We start from the raw sequence: 18,987 nt of genomic DNA, 5'->3' as shown, positions 1-18,987 counted from the left end.
TCCTCTTGCTTAAGTAATTTATTTAATTATACTATCTACTATGAAACAATTATAAAGTTTGGTAACAACTATGACAATAGAAAAGACATCTTTAGCTTTAAGTAAGCTTACTTGTCAAGTACCTAATTATAAATCAGAAATTTTATCACTGAGTACAGCAAAAAGTGGGAATCCACTTTATAGCACCCCTCTTTATAGTAAGTTTGTACAGAAATTTCTAGTGTATACCCCTGTAGACTATAGATTTAGAGATAGACAAGAATTATTTGGTGAGTTTACAAATAATGCCTTTCAGTTCTTTCAAGAAAAACAGCCTGATAAAAGAAAGTTGCAGATTGTCAGTACAGTAATTGAAAATGATCCTGCAATTAATATTCTGCTACTAAATGATGACAAATCATTTATAGTTGATTCGATCATTTGTTTATTAACAAGCCTAAATTTAAAAGCTAAATTTTTACTTCATCCTATTATAGCTTGTATAAGGAACAATGATGGTCACTTACAAGAAATATTGGATATAAAGAAAGATAGAGAGGAATCTTTAATCCATATCACTATCCTAGGGAGTTTTGATCAAAAAGATATTAGCTCTTTGGAAATGGCTTTAAATGAAGTTCTAGATCAGGTAGACACTACTTATAATGTATGGTCTAAAATCTTAAACAGAGTGACGTTAATTTCAAACGATATCCAAAATAATCAGCAATTATATAATGACAATCATTTAGATTATCATGAATCTACAAATTTCTTAGATTGGTTAAAAGATGATAATTTTACTTTTCTAGGTATGATTAACTTTGATCTAACTTCTAAAAATTTTTCATTGGAAGATGGTGTTAAAAAGATATGGCAAGATAGTGGTGAGGTTCTTGATATTATCGAACGCTCAGCAAATTCATTACATGAAAATAAACTAATTATTTTAGGTAAAATTAATATCTTATCAAAGGTACATAGAAGTAACTTAGTAGATTATATTTTAATTAAGAAAATTGATCAGGATAAAAAATATCACTCAGGTAGTATAATTTTTGGCTTATATAGCTCTGCAATGTATTATCAATTAGTTACTGATATTCCTATACTGAGACAAAAACTAAAATTTGTTGTAGATAAAGCTGCTTTCCCGATTGGTGGATATAATACCAAAAAGCTTAAAAATATAATTCAATCTCTGCCTAAAGAAGCTTTGATACAGATTGATGAAGGTGATTTATACTGTATGTGTTTACACGTACTCTCAGGGATAACGAGTAGAAAACTTAAATTATTTATTCAACAAGATTGGTCTGGTTCGTTTATTAATATCATAATATTTCTACCAAGAGATCGTTTGACACTAGAAGTACATAGTAGCATAAATTATTATTTATCAAATATACTTAGTGGTCTAATACTTTCAGATTATACTGCAGAAGTGGTAGAAAATTTTTCATATTTATTTGTTACGTTGGAGGTACAAGGTAAAAAGAATATTGATTTTGATGTTGAACTAATAGAGCAAGAATTAGATAAACTCTCCTCTCGTTGGAGTGAAGATTTTTACCAAAAGTTATGTAAAAAATTTGGTGAATACCAAGGGGGAGTAAATTTTAAGCTTTTTGACCCAATTTTTCCTATCGACTATAGAGAAAAATTTAATGGACAAACAGCTTTAATAGATATTGAGTATTTAAAAGAGGCTAGTATTTATCACAAGCCTATATTTAATTTAATTGTTGTAAATAATAAGGAATCTCAGCTAAAAATTTACAGCCCAACGCCTAAATTAGCTCTTTCAAACTTACTACCATCTATAGAAAATTTAGGATTCAAAGCCATAGATGAACAAAGCTTTGCCATAAAAGGAGCAGGAGATATTGAAGAAAGTTGGATATATGAGTTCACTCTCGAAGCATTGATAACTATTGAAAGTGATATTGATTTACTTAAAGCAAACGTAGAAGAGGCTCTAGATAAGATATATCTTGGACTTTTAGCTAATGATTCTTTAAGCAAATTAATAGTATTATCGGGCTTTAATTGGTGGCAAGTTAAGTTGGTTAAAGCATTAACTAGATATTTACACCAAACTGGCTTTATTTATGGTAAGGGTTATGTTCAGTTGACCTTAATAAAGCATTTTTTATATACTAAAATGTTAGTTGATTTGTTTGATACTAAATTTAATTCAGCAAATTTCTCAGATGCACGTTTAAAAACTATAAAAGATGGTATCTTTAACTATCTTAATACAATTACTAGCAGTAGTGAGGACAAGGTTCTAAGACAGATGTTTGATATTATTGAAGCTATTGTAAGAACTAACTGTTATCAGCCTAGCTCTAATGACTTGAAAAATGCAACTAACAAGCATAGTACAGTTAGTAAAAATTATTTTTCTTTTAAAATTGACTCGCAAAAAGTTCCTCACTTGCCTTTGCCAGTACCATTTGCCGAAATATTTGTTTATGCTAATGATTTTGAAGCTATCCATTTACGAGGGGGCATCGTTGCTCGCGGAGGTATTAGATGGTCTGATAGAGGTGAGGATTATAGAGTAGAAGTATTAGGACTAATGAAAGCCCAAATGACCAAAAATTCAGTTATTGTACCTGTTGGCTCAAAAGGTGGATTTTTCGTTAATTTCACTGATGATAATATGACTCGCCAAGAATATATGGCAAGAGTGGTGCAGTGTTATAAAAATTTTCTCCGTGGATTACTTGATATCACTGACAATATAATTGATGGCAAAGTTATCCAACCCAAAAATACTGTTATCTACGACCAAGAAGATCCATATCTAGTAGTCGCAGCTGATAAAGGTACAGCAAGCTTCTCGGATTATGCAAATAGTGTGTCGGCTGAATATAATTTTTGGTTAGGCGACGCTTTTGCTTCCGGTGGATCAGTAGGTTATGATCATAAGAAAATGGCTATTACCTCAAAGGGAGCTTGGATTTCTGTAGCAAGCCATTTCCATGCTATGGGTATTGATGTAAAAAAAGACCCTATTACTGTTGTTGGTATTGGCGATATGTCTGGGGATGTTTTTGGTAATGGCATGCTTAGATCCAATACTATAAAACTTGTTGCGGCATTTAATCATAAACATATATTTATTGATCCACAACCTGATCCAATTATTAGTTTCAATGAACGTATGCGACTATTCAATTTACCTACATCAAATTGGTCTGATTACAATCAAACGTTAATTTCAAAAGGTGGCAGAGTTTTTGAGAGAAGCAGTAAGTCTATCTCATTATCCCTAGAAGCCAAGTTATTGCTAAAGATAGACATTAACGAATTATCTCCTGAAGATCTGATTAGAGCTATCCTACAAGCAGAAGTTGATTTGCTTTGGAATGGCGGTATAGGAACTTATATAAAAGCTTCAACGGAAAATCACCTAGAGATAGGCGATAAGGCAAATGATAATCTTAGAGTCAATGGTAAAGATATCAGAGCTAAAGTAATAGGAGAAGGTGGAAATATTGGCGTATCACAACAAGGTAGAATAGAGTATAGCAAGCTAGGCGGGAGAATAAATACTGATTTCATTGATAATTCAGCTGGCGTTGATTGTTCGGATCATGAGGTAAATATCAAAATTGCTCTTAATCAGGCTATGTCCTCTAAGAAGATTAGTTTAGAAGAACGTAATAAGTTCTTATTTACTATGACAAAACACGTCGAAGAACTGGTCCTAGTTGATAACTATAAACAAAATCAGGCACTTGATATAATGCAATTATCTAGTACTTCAACTATCGGGGTATTTAGCCAATTTATTGATACTTTAGAAGAAGAAAAATTAATTAATAGAACTGTTGAGTTCTTACCAACTCAGGAAGAACTTAGTAAAAGGGCAATTAATAAGGAAAGTATGACCCGCCCCGAGCTTTGTGTATTACTTTCTTATAGTAAACGCTCAGTCTATCATGATTTAATAACAGCAACATTTTCAAAAGATAAGTATTTTGAATCTTATCTGATTAATTATTTTCCAAAACTAATGCAAGAAAAATTCCGTGAGGAAATTTTAGCTCATCCGCTTAAGCATGAAATTATTCGAACCGTTGTAACAAATAAAATTGTCAATCAACTAGGCGGACCATCACTTAATCTTATAAAACGTGAAACTCAGACTGCTCTTTGTGATATAGTTCGTTCGTATACTATTATCTGTGAAATTTTTGATTTAGATAATCTATGGGCTATAGTAGAATCTCTAGCAAGTAATATAGATCATAAAGTTAAAATTGACATGTTCACTGAGCTTGCTAAAATTATGTGTAGGGGGATCTCTTGGTTTCTAAAACATATAAAACATCCTATCAATATTAGCAATACCATTGATGAATTTTATGAACCAGCTAGAATGCTTAGTAAAGTGGTTGGTAATCTTCTTTTAGGAGAAGCAAAAAACAAATTCGATAATAAAGTTAAGCAATATACTTTATCAGGAGTGACAGATGAAATAGCTCACAGGATTGCGACTCTTGACAGCCTAGTGTCTGTCTTTGATATAATATATATTGCAAAAAAGACAAAAGCTAAAAATAATGATGTTGCTAATTTATATTTCACTACTGGTAATAAATTTAGTATTGATTGGCTTCGTAAATCTTGTGATAAACAACTAAACGATTCCTATTGGAGCAGATTATCAATTCAATCATTAAAAGATGACTTATATGATAAACAAAGACAATTATTGACTAAAATAATTAACAACTCTAAATTAAATATTGATTTAGATTTATGGATTGATAATAATATAAATTCCGCATGTATTTTTTTAGATTTTGTAAAAGGAATTAGATTGCAAGAAACTATTGACTTAAATATTTTAATTTTAGCAAACAAGAAATTTGAAACTTTTTTGCGTAAGCTTGAGTAATGCGTTATGTCGTCATCCCTAAAACAAGCGAGAATAGAATCTGGTAAAACGCTTGAAGAAATATCTAGCTGTTTGAAGATTAGGAAGCAATATTTGATAGCTCTTGAAGAGGAGGATTTTAGTTCGATGCCAGCGGAAGTTTATGTAAAGGGTTATCTTAAATTATATTCAAACTATTTAGGAATAGTTTTAAATCTCAGTGAGAAAGACAAGCAGGAATCTTCAAAAGATATTGACCTCAGAAATAGGTCAGATCCAATGATATTTGACCATAAATGGAAAAAACAACTAATTATTATTTCTGTTTTAATATTAATAATAATTCCAATAATTTATCACTTAATATTATCATCTGAATGAAAATAACTAATGATTTATTACTTAAGTTAATGCAAGAAGTGGACCAAGGTCTTGAAGGTCTCTTGTCAAATATCGCTAGGCAGCATGAAGAAATCAATAAACTGAAGGATGAAAATAAACAGCTCAGGGATAATTATGCAAAAATACTTGAGCAAATAGCCGTATATATTGCTGAACTTGAAGCAATAAAACATAAAAATACATAAAATAAAGATGTCTATAGTAACAATACTACTTGGTAGCAAAACTTTCCAACTCGCATGTAGTGAAGGAGCAGAAGAAGAATTATGCAATCTTGCAGCCAAATTAAATGAAAATATTGCTCAGATAAAAAAAGTTAACCCATCAGCATCATTTGAATTATTATTAGTTATGTCTGCATTGAGTTTACAGGAACAAGTACAAAACTTGACTAACAAAATTGCTAAAATTGATGGTGCTAATATACCTCCCGAAGAAGAAAAATTTGCAGAAACGTTAAGTACTATAGCAGGATATTTAGAAGACCTTGCGAGAAAGATTGGAAAGTGATATTATATAATCCCGTGTACGACAACATCAATGTTTGAAAGGTAATGGGCTGCTTGGTTCGTGAGCTTAACGTATTGCCCCGGGACTATAATTTTTATTATTAGGAAACCGTCCCTGTCTGAATCTATTATACAGATATATGGATTCCACCTTACATAGAGGTTCTTTGAGGATCTTAGGCAACGACCAAAGTGGTTCATTTTTTTAGGCAACTTTTGTGCTATATTACATAAACAGGATTTTTACTAATAATAGAGTGCAGTCTGCTTTATTAATGTTGGTGGGCTGTTCTACTGCTCTATTACTAGTGACTTATAATCCAAATGATCCTTCCTTTAATTCTGTCACAGACAAATATCCTAGCAATTTATTAGGTCATTTCGGTGCTTATTTGGCAGATCTTTTTTACCAGCTTTTTGGTATAGCGTCCTTTATTTTGCCAATTTGTTGTATTTTTTGGTCTCTGAGTGTATGGCGTTTAAAGAAGAAATGGGCTACCGTCAGGGTAATTGCGATGCTGCTGTCAATTATATCATTATCGATAGTCTGCACTAATATAAAAATTAATTATTTACCGGCAGGTGCAGGTGGGACAACAGGTACTATTATTTATCCAATAATCAAGCAACTGGACGCTAGAGCCGATTACGCTTTAATTATTACTACATTTATTTTATTATTTTTATTGACTGAAATAAAATTTTCAGTTTTTTGTACCGCTATAATTAAATTATTCAAACTAGTCCCTTATAAAAAATTTATACTTTTACCTACAATATCGACAAATGCCAAGTCAACAAAACAAGTTTTGATAAAAAAGATACCTTTTATTAATCAAGAAGAAGCAGCATATGCTCATAAAATAGATGCATTACAAGAAAAAAATAATGACATACAATCCCATTTTTTAAAACAACAATCTCCATTCAAAAAAGAAAATAGCGAACTACCATACTTGCCCCCTATCGAATTATTAAAACAAGCTAGTGATCCCAATATAAAAGCAGAGACTTTATCAGAACTACAACATAATGCCCAAACACTGTTAACTGTTCTTGGGGATTTTGGTGTAAAAGGTCAGGTCATTAATATTAGCCAAGGTCCAGTGGTAACGTTATATGAATTTGAACCAGCTGCAGGTACTAAATCTTCTAGGATTATAGGTTTATCAGATGACATTGCTAGATCTTTATCGGCAATATCAACTAGGATAGCCGTAATACCGGGTAGAAACGTTTTAGGTATTGAATTACCAAATAAACAACGAGCATTCTTTTGTCTAAGAGAATTAATCGAAACATTGGAATATCAAGATAACAGTATTATGCTACCATTGATTTTAGGAAAGGATCTAGCTGGCAAACCTTTTGTTGCAGATTTAGCAAAAATGCCACATCTGTTAGTTGCTGGTACGACAGGTTCCGGTAAATCAGTGGCAATTAACGCTATGATAATTTCCCTACTTTACCGCTATACCCCGGAGGAATGCCGTTTAATAATGATCGATCCCAAAATGCTTGAATTATCTACCTATGATGGCATACCACATCTTCTAACTCCAGTGGTTACTGAGCCAAGCAAAGCAGTGGTAGCCCTTAAATGGGCAGTAAAAGAGATGGAAAATCGTTATAGGGCAATGTCAAATATTGGGGTAAGAAATATAGCAGGTTATAATGCTAAAATTTCAGAAGCTGCGTCAAGCGGTAAAATATTAGAGCGTACTATTCAAACAGGATTTGATCCAGAAACTGGTAAACCTATCTATGAAACAATTGAAATGAATATGGAAAAATTACCATTCATTGTAGTAATTGTTGATGAAATGGCCGATTTAATGTTGGTAGCTGGCAAAGACATTGAATTGTCAATACAGCGTCTAGCTCAAATGGCAAGAGCAGCAGGTATTCATATTATCATGGCAACTCAAAGACCTTCTGTTGATGTTATTACTGGGGTAATCAAAGCTAATTTCCCAAGTCGCATCAGTTTTAAAGTAACTTCTAAGATTGATAGTAGAACTATTCTTGGTGAACAAGGGTCTGAGCAGTTACTAGGTATGGGAGATATGCTTTATATGGGTAATTCTTCAAAGATTACTAGAGTTCATGGTCCATTTGTTGATGATAAAGAAGTGGAGAAGGTTACCCAATATTTAAGGTCCACGGGAATGCCTGAATATATTTCAGCAGTGACCCAACAACTAGACGATGATGAAGTAAATGGCGAAAGTCTAGGAGATGATTCAAGCAGTGATGAAACTTTATATAAAAGAGCAGTACAAATCGTACAATTAGAACGAAAAGTATCAATCAGCTATATACAAAGATGTTTACGAATTGGCTATAATAGAGCAGCTACTCTTGTTGAAAAAATGGAACAAAATGGGGTAATATCTCCTCCTAACCATACTGGTAAGAGAGAAATATTATTGCCAGAAAATTAGTTCACGTCCATATATTATTTCCCCATAACATATCTAGAAACTCTCTTATAGGCCAAATAGTAATTTCTTTATTGTCTAATACGATTACACGTTTTGTTTTTTCTAAGCTAATAACATGTAATTTAAAATTATGATCTTTTGCAAATTCTAAAAGTCCTTTTAAATGATTTTTTTGTATAGAAGAGGAAATTTTAACTTCAAATGCATTATCCTGTACGATAAAATCAACCTCGTAACCTTCTTTCGTACGCCAATAACATAACTGATCTCTTTTATCATTTAGATATTTATATGCTATAAATTCTAGAAACACATAATGCTCAAAAGCTTTACCAGCTTCAAATCCTATCATTTCTTGATACTCATATTTTCTTAAATAATTAACAAGAGCAGTATCAAAAAGATAGAATTTAGGTGTTTCTGTAATAATTTGTCGTTTAGTACGTGATCTATAAGGATATAAATGATACCCAAGATACATATCCTCTAATATTTCAAAATATGTTCTAACAGTTTTTGCATCTACTGCACAATCCCGAGCAATATTACTATAATTGATCATCTCACCATTAGAAATTCCTATAATTTCTAAAAATCTAGCAAAAGCCTCTCTTTTCCTCAGACTTGCCTCAAATTGGACTTCCGGTAAAATATAATCATATAAATATGAAGCTAAATATTTATGAATATTCTGCGAAGCTATATAATGGTCTGGAATAAGCCCATGATTACATATTTTATGCCAATTCAGCTCTTTCAGTTCAGGATAACATAGTGGTAAAAACATATATCTCCAAGCTCTACCTCCAAGTAAATTAGCTCCAGTTGATTTTAATCGCCTTGCACTTGATCCACAAAGAATAAATTGTAGAGAATTATTTGCCAAAAACTTATTTGATTCTATTAAATGATGCACTTCATCAAGAAGCAAAGGTACTTTTTGTACTTCATCGATAATGATAGTAGATACTTTATTTTGTGCGTTTATTTCTTCTCTTAAACGTTCTGGATGTTGGAAATAAATTTGATATATATCTGCTTGCAGTAAGTCTATATAAAGAGCGTTTGGAAAGCATTTTTTTAAATATGTTGATTTACCAGTTTTACGAGCTCCCCATAAAAAACAAGATTGCTTCTCAGGTAATTTTAAATTTAAACATCTCTTGATAATCATGAATATATTCCTAATAAATCTGATATTTAAAGATTATATTCCTAATATATCTCTTTGTCTCTTATTTTTATATATATTGAGTTAGGGTATACTCGAATAAATCTTGAACATATAAGGATTATTCTTGTTTCTTGGTCTTTGGCGTAGTATTGCTAGAAAATACTCTAAATTCATCAAGTAGCATTTTTATGTATAACTGCATCTCTTCCAAATGAAATGTGATCTGTGATACACCTTGCTCTTTCTTAGTAGTTAGAGTAATTAACTCTTTTATTTCTTTATGCAATAGTGCCACTTCATCTTTTGCCTTGATGTAGGTATTGGGGAAATCTTTACTGGTGCTAAGAATATTGTTATAGTTTAGTTTGATATTATTAAACCACCTAACCAATAACCGAATTAACAACATCTGCCCAATGATTATGCTAAATGCTAGAATGACTAATAGTGGGTAATACATATTCTATTTCCATTGTATTGTTCTAAGATTGATACCATTTACATTATAAAATTATAGTATTACTAGGATTGTAAAAATAAATGGGGTTGAAATAGGTTGATTTGGGGTTGATTTGGTTAAGAAATTTGTATATGATCATAGTATACCTCAATAAAAGGGTTATTATTTAAATAGCATTTGATGCTATTTGATTAATGCTAATAGTAAGTACTTAGAAATTTTGCGAACTTGAAAGTACTTACCAGTTGACTATAATATTCAATATAATACTTGAGCTTTATTTAAGAGTAGAGCTTAAGTATTATATTGTTTTTTTAGTTTGAGATTTAGCAAAATATATTCTTTGCTTTAAAAAATTAATCAATAATCATTGATCTCTTTTTTAATAATCTCATTCTATTTTGCTAGTTTATTATAGTTATTTTGAGGTGTCAAGAAAAAATATTTCTACAGTGGAAGTATTTAATTTTTAATTGTTCTGAGTATATGGCTCTTGTTCACCCAATACAAGAATTCCTCAAAAGAAAGTTTGATGAATTAAAATTAACAAGAAAAGATTTTGCTGAACAAAGTGGCATTTCTTATTCTACTGTAACTAATATTATGCAATGTCTGAAAGCTAACCCAACTATTAGCAATATATTGAAAATTGCTGACTACTTTAAGTGTTCTATGGATGAAGTTGTAGGAAGAAATAAATATATTTCTTTACCTAATGTAGAAAGTCTAGAATTTTATAAAATTATACCAAGTGACATTACTTCTAATATAAAGAAGTTTTTGATTGATAAGGTAAATAAACAAAATTTAAACTTATATAAATTAGGCATGAATATAGGTTTTAGTAATAACTCTTTACATAGTTTTGTTAATAGTAATAGGGGACAAAAAACTTTAAATAGTCAAATTGTAGTAGCCCTAGCAGATTATTTTCAAGTATCACTAGATGAAATGGTTGGTAGAATTGCTCCTACTAAAAATACTGACAATGTTAAGTCTTCTGATTGAATTTTTAGTTGCTACTGACAGGCACTATAAATTTACTCATCTGACAATTATCTTGTAACCGTGTCTATAATCACACAATTAAGGTTTATGATATTTATCAATTATCCAATCTATAAATGTATTATCAACAGACTGCTTCTTCAAAGCATACTCATATACTTCTTTTATTAGAGTTGTAAGGTTTTTCAATGAGAAACTTAAGTTTCTTTCAATTAACATATTAATTGTTGCACTAGTAGCTTTACTAAAAATTTTTATCTGATCAACAGTTAGTATCTCAAGGTTTATTTCATTATCAACAACAAGAGCTTCCAAGTTAATGTCTAAGGCTTTTGCAATCAATTGTAAATTATTAGCACTAGGATTTTTTGAACTACCATACAAAATGCTATAGACAGTATTTCTACTTAGTCCAGTTTCCCTCTCTATATCTATAGCATTTATCTTTCTTTGAGCCATTAACGAGTTAAGTTTGACCTGTAAATTTGCCATAAGTAAGACTTTGTATACAAAATTAATATTTTTTAAATATAAGGTATAATAATCAAAAAGTAAATACCAATTACATTATTTCCGTGTTAATTCTAATTATTTCTGCTGCTCTAGCTGTTGTTTTTGTCTATATATAACCTCGAGTATCGATGTCTTACATCGATACTTGAGGTTAATATATGTTTCATCCATTTTCCAGTTGCTACCCACTTGCTTCATTAAGAATCAAAAGATAACCCCTCATCTGCCCCTGACAATGGAACAGCTGCACCAATACCACGATCAAGTACATTTTGGTATATAGTAGTATATTTATTATTAAATGAATAATCCGTAGTGTCATGACTTATTGCTTCATATAAGGAGTCTACAATATCACTTATCTTTTTTAAATGAGCATCAGATGATAAAGCCATTGATTTGTTCTTCAATAATTCCCGAAAATCATTTATATCTTTCTGTATATTCTTACCCAGCTGAGCCTTAAACAAATCTGGTTTTGTAACTTTATACTGATTATCTTTCAAAATAGAATTAACATGGTATCATGGTATAATTTAGTATTAGGTCTATCATTAGTTAGAATTAAATTATTAATTCTATTTTGAAAGATAATCAGTATTAGCACCATATTCTTCTAATAGACGAACATTTGGATAATTACCATTTATAGAAGCAATGTCTAATGGTGTATTACTGTCCTTATTAGCTATATTTGGATCTGCTTTCATTTCTAATAACATTTCAGTGATCTTAGTACTCTTAGGATTGTTCTTATGTTCTGTTGCATAATGTAGTACAGTATTACCATCTTTATCTTGATTATTTACATTACCTTTTGTAACTAAATGATCTACTAACTTTACGTTACCTGTTTTTACAGCTGTAAATAAAGGATTTTTATCAAATAAAGTAGTTAAACCACCATAGCGTACTGTATTAAACATCATTCCAAACTTCATATTTATTCCTCCAGTTAGTTTTTATATCACGAATATCCGTTTCAAACGGAAATTCGTGGTCATAGTACAGTAAAATTCCATTACATGCAAGCAATATTTAAAAAAATTTTAAGATATCCGAACAGGGTAATTTAAAAGTCGGGCTACAAGCCTAATAGATAAAAGAAAAAGTGCTTAATATGCACTCGACGTCATTCTTAGCAACGGCGGGAATCTAAAAAAATAAGCCTGAAAGACTATTAAGTAATATAGATCCCTGCCTTCGCAGGGATGACATCGGTAGTAGTTAAACTTGCGTCTATAGCAACTAATGATCGTGACTTTTAAATTACCCTGTATCCGAAGGGGTAGAGATAACATAATGGCGGTAACATCACCCCTAATGGCGATGATTACTTAAGCCTACTATTAATTTATTACATCAAATTCAGGTTAACTTAACGTGACAATCTAGTGTGCATAGTGTATGGTAGCATTTGAAAATAAAATTGACTATAGTATTTTTTATCAAAGAAGCCTCTTATCGGTTGTAGTCAATTCAGGAGGATTGGGTAGCAGGAGCGATGGAGCGACGCCTAATGTAATAGGCGATCGATCGAAGACGACGCTACCTACTTCTCATCAATTGACTATAGCAAAAAAGTAACAATATGGAATTCGATCCTAATCTACTATCTCGTATACAATTTGCCTTTACCATAAGTTTTCATATAATTTTTCCGTCCTTTACCATTGGTCTTGCTAGCTGGCTTGCTGTCGTAGAAGGGTTATGGATTAAAACTGGCAATAATATTTATCAAGAAATATATAAATTTTGGATTAAGATTTTTGCTATTACTTTTGGTATGGGAGTGGTATCAGGCGTTGTTATGTCTTATCAATTTGGTACTAATTGGTCAGGTTTCTCTGATAAGGTAGGTAATGTACTTGGACCACTATTAGGTTTTGAAGTGCTTACTGCATTCTTTTTGGAATCATCTTTCCTTGGAATTATGCTATTTGGCTGGAATAGAGTCAGTAAAAATATGCACTTCGCTGCCACTTTAATCGTGGCAGTTGGTACAATTATCTCTGCTTTTTGGATTCTTGCAGCTAATAGCTGGATGCAAACTCCTACTGGTTATGAAGTACGAGCAGATAATATTTTATACCCGGTCAGTTGGTTAGAAATTATTTTTAATCCTTCATTTCCATATCGTTTTTGTCATATGATTGTAGCAGCATATTTAACTACAGCTTTTGCAATTGGTGGTGTTGCTGCATGCTATCTTTTACATAAAAAATTTGTTAACCATGCTAGAATCATGTTTGGCATGGCAATGTTAATGGCAGTAGCTGTTACCCCCATACAACTTCTTATTGGTGATCAACATGGGTTAAATACTCTAAAACATCAGCCGGCAAAAGTTGCTGCTATAGAAGGTATATGGGACACGGAGAAAGGAGCAGGTCTTAGACTCTTTGGCTGGCCTTCAGCAGAAGAAGAGACGACAAAATATACTATAGAAATACCAAAAGTTGCTAGTTTATTACTGACACACAGCTTAGATGGAGAAGTAAAAGGTTTAAAAGAATGGCCAAAAGAAAATCGACCTCCTGTATTAATAATATTTCTTTCCTTCCGAGTAATGGTAGGAATCGGTATATTAATGGTAATTACTGGGGTTATTGCATTAGTTTTATACTTACGTAAAAGATTATTTGATACAAAATGGTTTCAATATTGGTGCATGTTGATGACTCCATCTGGTTTTATAGCAATATTAGCAGGTTGGTTTGTTACAGAAGTTGGTAGGCAACCTTATATAGTATATAATATACTCAGAACATCTGAAGTATCTTCACCAGTATTAGGTCAATATATCTTTGCCTCACTAATTGCTTTTGTTATAGTGTATGCTTTTATATTTGGCGGAGGCATTTATTATATTATAACTTTAATAAAAAAAGGACCTACTACTACAACTATAGTACTAGGTGAAGAGCTATCATCCCCGCATAGCCGGGAATGACATCGTTTTAACGTTAGTACTACAAACTGTAGTATATGATATAGTCAATTCAGGAGGATTGGGTAGCAGGAGCGATGGAGCAACGCCTATATGTAATAGGCGAGCGTCGAAGACGACGGTCACCAACTTCTCATCAATTGACTATAATAGACGATAGAATCAAAATCAAGATAGTAGCAGGAGTGTTCAAGTCGAGGTGCTAGGCGTACATATAGTACGTAAGCACCGCTAGAATCTTGAACAACGACAACGCAATTCTTGATTTTCATCGAGTATACTGCTATGATTTCAAGAGTTGGGTAGACGATAGTATAATTTCAAGAAGAGCTAGTGTCAAAGTCGAGCTGCTAGGCGTACATTAGTACGTGAGCAGCGGAGATCTTTAGACACGACGACGCCAATTCTTGAAGTTCACCGAGTATATACTAGGAAATCCAACCGGTAAGGATATATCAACCATGCTTAATTTTGCTCCCTATATAGATTTACCTTTGGTTTGGGGTGGAATAATTGCCACAGCAATCTTTCTTTATGTATTATTAGATGGTTTTGATCTAGGAATTGGTATATTATTCCCATTTGCTCCTACTCAAGATTGCCGCAATAAAATGATGAACTCTGTAGTACCATTTTGGGACGGTAATGAAACTTGGTTAGTTTTAGGTGGTGGTGGGTTATTTGCCGCATTCCCACTAGCTTATTCAGTTTTGATGTCAGCCTTCTATATACCAATTACCGTAATGCTTTTGGGATTAATCTTCCGCGGAGTAGCTTTTGAATTTAGATTTAAAACCTCTCTAAAATATTGTTTTATATGGGATTACTCTTTCCATTTTGGCTCTATCATCGCTGCATTATTTCAGGGGATTATGCTAGGAGCTTTTATACAAGGAATTAAAATTGATGGCAGGGTATTTGTTGGCAATGCTTTTGATTGGCTCACACCTTTTTCTATCATGACAGGCATTGCTCTAGTATTTGGTTACGCTCTTCTTGGTGCTACTTGGCTGATAATGAAGACTGACGAAAATACCCAAATATGGGCTCGTAAATCCGCATCATACGTATTAATGTATGTTATATTATTTATGGGTTTAGTAAGTTTATGGGTACCGTTTTTAAATGAGCGAATTCGTATATTTTGGTTTAGTATGCCTAATTTTATATATCTCTCATTAATCCCCATTTTAACTATTTTTACATTATTTAGGTTACTTTCATCTCTTTATAAGAATAAAGAATTTCAGCCTTTCTGTTACTCAGTTTTACTTTTTGTTCTAGGCTATTTGGGGCTTATCTTAAGTATTTGGCCTTTTATAGTACCACATCAAATATCTCTGTGGCAAGCGGCAGCGGCAGCAGAATCACAATCTCTAATGTTGGTAGGAGCGGCAACACTTTTACCAATAATATTGGGTTATACAACTTATTGTTATTATATATTCCGTGGAAAATCGACTCATCACCCTATGTATTAGCAAGTTGAAAAAAATTTTTATTTTTCAACAATTTTCTCAAAAATCCAAACAATGGCTTTGGTTTGTAATATTATACTTAGTGGGGTTAATATTTGTGCTATCATTATCCTGTATAATTAAAGCTATCTTTTATATATTTAATTAATAGCTTTTACTACTGCCCCCTGCCTCTTCTAACTTTCGACAGTTGATGAAAACCAACATAAAGCAAAGGTGTTACATAAAGTGTTAATATCGATCCAACAACAATCCCTGTTACCAAAACTATAGCCATTTGAAAACGACTATTGGCATAGTTGCCATTATCAAAGAAAAGTGACAACAAACCAATACTCATAGCTAAAGAAGTAATTAAAATTGCCCTGATTCTTGATGTTGCCGCTGTTACTATTGTTTTTAGAGTTCTTTGCCCCTTCTGATGCATTGCACTACACAACAACACACTATGCTTAGTCATTAATCCTGCTAATGTGATAAGTGATATTTGCGTATATATATTTAACCCCCCTTGAGAAAAATATAAGCTCAATAATGCTACACTTAAAGCGGCTGGAATTCCCCCAACTAAAATAAAAAATGATAGAATTGAGTCGTTAAAGCGTGCAAACATTAATAAGTAGAGTCCAAGTACAGATAGTAAAATTAGTACTGTAAATGATGATGTTGAATCAATAAGTATTTGCGTTTGCTCACTATAGCTAATATCACTATCATTTGGTAACTTGCTGTTTAACTGATTAATAAAATGAACTGCATCCTGTAATTTAATACCATGTTTAGCAGTGGCAATTACTTCAATGGAATATTGCTCATTATAACGCATAATTTGATTAACGGTATTCACCCTATTAATATCACATATATCCTTAAGCTGAATAAGGTTTTCTCCATTTTTCTGTGTTGTAATGAACATATTTTGTATATTACTTAGTGTCTTGCCAAATTTAGGATCTGATTTAGCGATGACATCATAGGTATTATCATAGTGCTTAAAGTTCCCTATCTTCCTAGCATTAAACAGAATATCTAACGTACTTGATATATCTCTCTGACTTAAACCATATTTAAATAACTTATCCTGATTACACCAAATTTTATAATCTTGTACAGGTGAAGCCTCAATAGCTATAACATTAGTAAATAAATCTTTTGAGTTAGTCTGTATAAAATGAACAGCCTGCCAAGCATTCTCCATGGATGATTGGTTATTGACATAAAAGCTTAACTCAACGTTACCCTTTGCTGAACCAGCATTTTTCCCTTGAGCAAATTTCACTGAAATATCTCCACCCACTGCTATTTTTGCTAGTTTAGCTTCAATTTCATGCAATGTTTGTACCGCTTTAGTTTTATCTTTTAATATCAACCAAATCGTTGAACGTGGTGATTCTTCAATGTTCAGAGTATATTTTATATTATCATTATCCTTGATTATTTTAGTAATTTTCTCCATATAGTGATGGATGTAACTTAAATTGGTATTAACCATAAAGGTGTTAGTAAGTATAAGCATATCTTTTTTTTCAAATGGCTCAATTTCTATTTTCATATTGTTAACTGCAACATATGTACCAGCCGCTACAACGATAGTCACCAAGGATAAAAATATTTTGGCATGGCGTATAATAAAAAATAAAGACCCCGTATATTTATAGGTAATCATATCCAGCATCTTATTAACAATTTGAGCAAATTTGCTTTCATACGTATTATTTGCTAATTTTAAAAACAATATGGGTGTTAAGGTAAATGCAACAATAAAGGACATCACTAAACAAGCAATTACTGACAAAGCAAATTCCTGCAAAATTTTTCCTACTTCTCCTTTAATAAACAAAATAGGGACATATATTACTACTAGCGTAAACATCAATATTAAAACAGATAAAAAAAGACTATAAATTGCTTGCAATATACTAGTTAAAGCATCTTTATTCTTCCGATAATAATGTTCAGCATTCTCAATCACTACAATAGAGTCGTCAACCACTAACCCTATAGCCAGTACCATAGCCAACATCGTTATAGCATTGAGTGTAAAACCACATAAGTACAGCATAACAAAACAAGCTGCAATCGAGACTGGAATTGCACAAATTGCAATAATTGAATATCGCAATGATCCCATTAGCAGTAAAACAATTACTGACACCAACAAGACCGATTCAAGCAAAGTTTTTCTTACTTCTTGAAATGCTTGTAAAATATCTTGGCTATCATCGATAATAACCTGAAAGATAAATTGGGGATTGGCTTTTTCATAATGTTCTAGGAAATGTTTTACACTCTTTGATACATCGATTGGATTTGTATCCGACTTAGCAAAAATACCTAATAAAACAATTTTATCCATGTCAAAATAAGCAAGGCTATGTGCTTCTTTATCTGATATTGTAATGTTGGCAATATTTTTTAATTTTACAGCAACATTATTACTTTCTAAATTGATTTCGCCAAAATCACTCAACTTATTAATTGCTGTATCAAAAGAAATATACTCTGTTTTATATTGATTTGATAACTTACCACCAGAGAAATCACTGTTTTGTAGTGTTAACGAAGCAAGAATACTATCTAACGGGATATAATATTTTGCAATCTTTTCAGGATCAATATCGATATTAATCACTTTTTCAGTTACACCAAAACTAGATGTATTGGCTACACCATCGACATATTTAAGCTTTTTTTTGATCAACTCAATATCATCAGCAGTAGTTGATACATTGTTCTTAGAACTCACCGCAATATACATCATTGGTAAAACAGAAAAGCTTTCAGTAGATATTATAGGCTCTTTTGCCCCCTCTGGCAGGAGAGCCTTATTTTTTAATATCAAATCTCTAACTTGATTAATTGCTTGTTCTATAGGAACTTTTTTGGCAATAGTTAGAGTTATTTTACTCTCTCCTAACTGACTAATAGCAATAATCGACTTAAGACCATCAATATGTGAAAAAACTTCCTCAAAAGGTTTGGTAGTATATTTCTCTATCAGGTCCGGCTTTACATTCGGATTGATGATAGAAATATAAATATTTGAAACAGGAATGTTTGGTAAAAGTTGAATTTTCAGCTGCAAATATGAGTATATACCAAATAGCACAACCACAATATTTATCACAATAAAGAAGCTACTATGTTCCAACAATCTTTTTATCATAAAAGTTTTT

Annotated in this window: 13 protein-coding genes, 1 other RNA gene and 2 pseudogenes; 9 read left to right on the top strand and 7 right to left on the bottom strand. The window is 31.9% G+C overall.

What is annotated here, in order from left to right; translation table 11 throughout:
• The first annotated feature begins 70 nt into the window (after nucleotides 1-70).
• The 6 genes from ACN1AG_RS03075 to ACN1AG_RS03050 all read left to right on the top strand — a co-directional run bounded on the left by ACN1AG_RS03075 (nucleotide 71) and on the right by ACN1AG_RS03050 (nucleotide 8,228).
• Nucleotides 71-4,894: an NAD-glutamate dehydrogenase gene (locus ACN1AG_RS03075; protein ID WP_417905423.1), complete on the top strand. Its 4,824-nt coding sequence runs from the start codon at nucleotides 71-73 to the stop codon at nucleotides 4,892-4,894.
• 6 nt (nucleotides 4,895-4,900) lie between these two features.
• A complete protein-coding gene (locus ACN1AG_RS03070; RefSeq protein WP_417905422.1) occupies nucleotides 4,901-5,254 on the top strand; it encodes a helix-turn-helix domain-containing protein in 354 nt (117 codons plus the stop codon).
• Nucleotides 5,251-5,460: a hypothetical protein gene (locus ACN1AG_RS03065; RefSeq protein ID WP_367364394.1), complete on the top strand. Its 210-nt coding sequence runs from the start codon at nucleotides 5,251-5,253 to the stop codon at nucleotides 5,458-5,460. The genes ACN1AG_RS03070 and ACN1AG_RS03065 overlap by 4 nt, the downstream gene beginning before the upstream one ends.
• A 7-nt stretch (nucleotides 5,461-5,467) precedes the next feature.
• A complete protein-coding gene (locus ACN1AG_RS03060) occupies nucleotides 5,468-5,785 on the top strand; it encodes a cell division protein ZapA (protein ID WP_341757919.1) in 318 nt (105 codons plus the stop codon).
• Between the two features lie 43 nt (nucleotides 5,786-5,828).
• Nucleotides 5,829-5,987, top strand: a non-coding RNA gene (gene ssrS / locus ACN1AG_RS03055) — 6S RNA.
• Between the two features lie 15 nt (nucleotides 5,988-6,002).
• Entirely contained in the window at nucleotides 6,003-8,228 is a 2,226-nt protein-coding gene (locus ACN1AG_RS03050; RefSeq protein ID WP_417905421.1) for a DNA translocase FtsK, read from the top strand.
• 1 nt (nucleotide 8,229) lies between these two features.
• On the opposite strand, the pseudogene ACN1AG_RS03045 reads toward ACN1AG_RS03050, so the two are convergent.
• The 3 genes and pseudogenes from ACN1AG_RS03045 to ACN1AG_RS03035 all read right to left on the bottom strand — a co-directional run.
• A pseudogene (locus ACN1AG_RS03045) lies at nucleotides 8,230-8,811 on the bottom strand (ATP-binding protein); the annotation flags it as partial.
• 234 nt (nucleotides 8,812-9,045) lie between these two features.
• Nucleotides 9,046-9,402: pseudogene (locus tag ACN1AG_RS03040) on the bottom strand (AAA family ATPase); the annotation flags it as partial.
• Nucleotides 9,403-9,520: 118 nt separating this feature from the next.
• A complete protein-coding gene (locus ACN1AG_RS03035; RefSeq protein ID WP_367364397.1) occupies nucleotides 9,521-9,862 on the bottom strand; it encodes a hypothetical protein in 342 nt (113 codons plus the stop codon).
• Between the two features lie 423 nt (nucleotides 9,863-10,285).
• Here ACN1AG_RS03035 and ACN1AG_RS03030 point away from each other — a divergent pair, with 423 nt between their 5' ends.
• Nucleotides 10,286-10,870: a helix-turn-helix domain-containing protein gene (locus tag ACN1AG_RS03030; protein WP_417905420.1), complete on the top strand. Its 585-nt coding sequence runs from the start codon at nucleotides 10,286-10,288 to the stop codon at nucleotides 10,868-10,870.
• 78 nt (nucleotides 10,871-10,948) lie between these two features.
• Here ACN1AG_RS03030 and ACN1AG_RS03025 read toward each other — a convergent pair whose 3' ends face one another.
• The 3 genes from ACN1AG_RS03025 to ACN1AG_RS03015 form a co-directional block, all read right to left on the bottom strand.
• A complete protein-coding gene (locus ACN1AG_RS03025) occupies nucleotides 10,949-11,362 on the bottom strand; it encodes a helix-turn-helix domain-containing protein (RefSeq protein ID WP_341754650.1) in 414 nt (137 codons plus the stop codon).
• Nucleotides 11,363-11,580: 218 nt separating this feature from the next.
• The gene (locus ACN1AG_RS03020) at nucleotides 11,581-11,889 is read right to left on the bottom strand and encodes a hypothetical protein (protein WP_417905419.1); all 309 of its coding nucleotides are present in this window, start codon (nucleotides 11,887-11,889) and stop codon (nucleotides 11,581-11,583) included.
• 72 nt (nucleotides 11,890-11,961) lie between these two features.
• A complete protein-coding gene (locus ACN1AG_RS03015; protein ID WP_417905418.1) occupies nucleotides 11,962-12,324 on the bottom strand; it encodes an ankyrin repeat domain-containing protein in 363 nt (120 codons plus the stop codon).
• 650 nt (nucleotides 12,325-12,974) lie between these two features.
• Between ACN1AG_RS03015 and ACN1AG_RS03010 the strand changes: the two genes are divergently transcribed.
• Nucleotides 12,975-14,336 carry a cytochrome ubiquinol oxidase subunit I gene (locus tag ACN1AG_RS03010; protein ID WP_417905417.1) on the top strand — a complete coding sequence of 454 codons (1,362 nt, stop codon included), beginning with the start codon at nucleotides 12,975-12,977 and terminating at the stop codon, nucleotides 14,334-14,336.
• A gap of 458 nt (nucleotides 14,337-14,794) precedes the next feature.
• On the top strand, nucleotides 14,795-15,814 hold the full coding sequence (gene cydB, locus ACN1AG_RS03005; RefSeq protein ID WP_367364401.1) for a cytochrome d ubiquinol oxidase subunit II: 1,020 nt from the start codon (nucleotides 14,795-14,797) through the stop codon (nucleotides 15,812-15,814).
• Between the two features lie 154 nt (nucleotides 15,815-15,968).
• Here cydB and ACN1AG_RS03000 read toward each other — a convergent pair whose 3' ends face one another.
• Complete coding sequence (locus tag ACN1AG_RS03000) at nucleotides 15,969-18,977, bottom strand: efflux RND transporter permease subunit (RefSeq protein WP_417905416.1); 3,009 nt, start codon at nucleotides 18,975-18,977, stop codon at nucleotides 15,969-15,971.
• Between the last annotated feature and the right edge of the window lie 10 nt (nucleotides 18,978-18,987).

This window comes from Candidatus Tisiphia endosymbiont of Micropterix aruncella, assembly GCF_965178575.1.
Lineage (GTDB): Bacteria > Pseudomonadota > Alphaproteobacteria > Rickettsiales > Rickettsiaceae > Tisiphia.
This window is presented reverse-complemented; position numbering and strand designations above follow the sequence as displayed.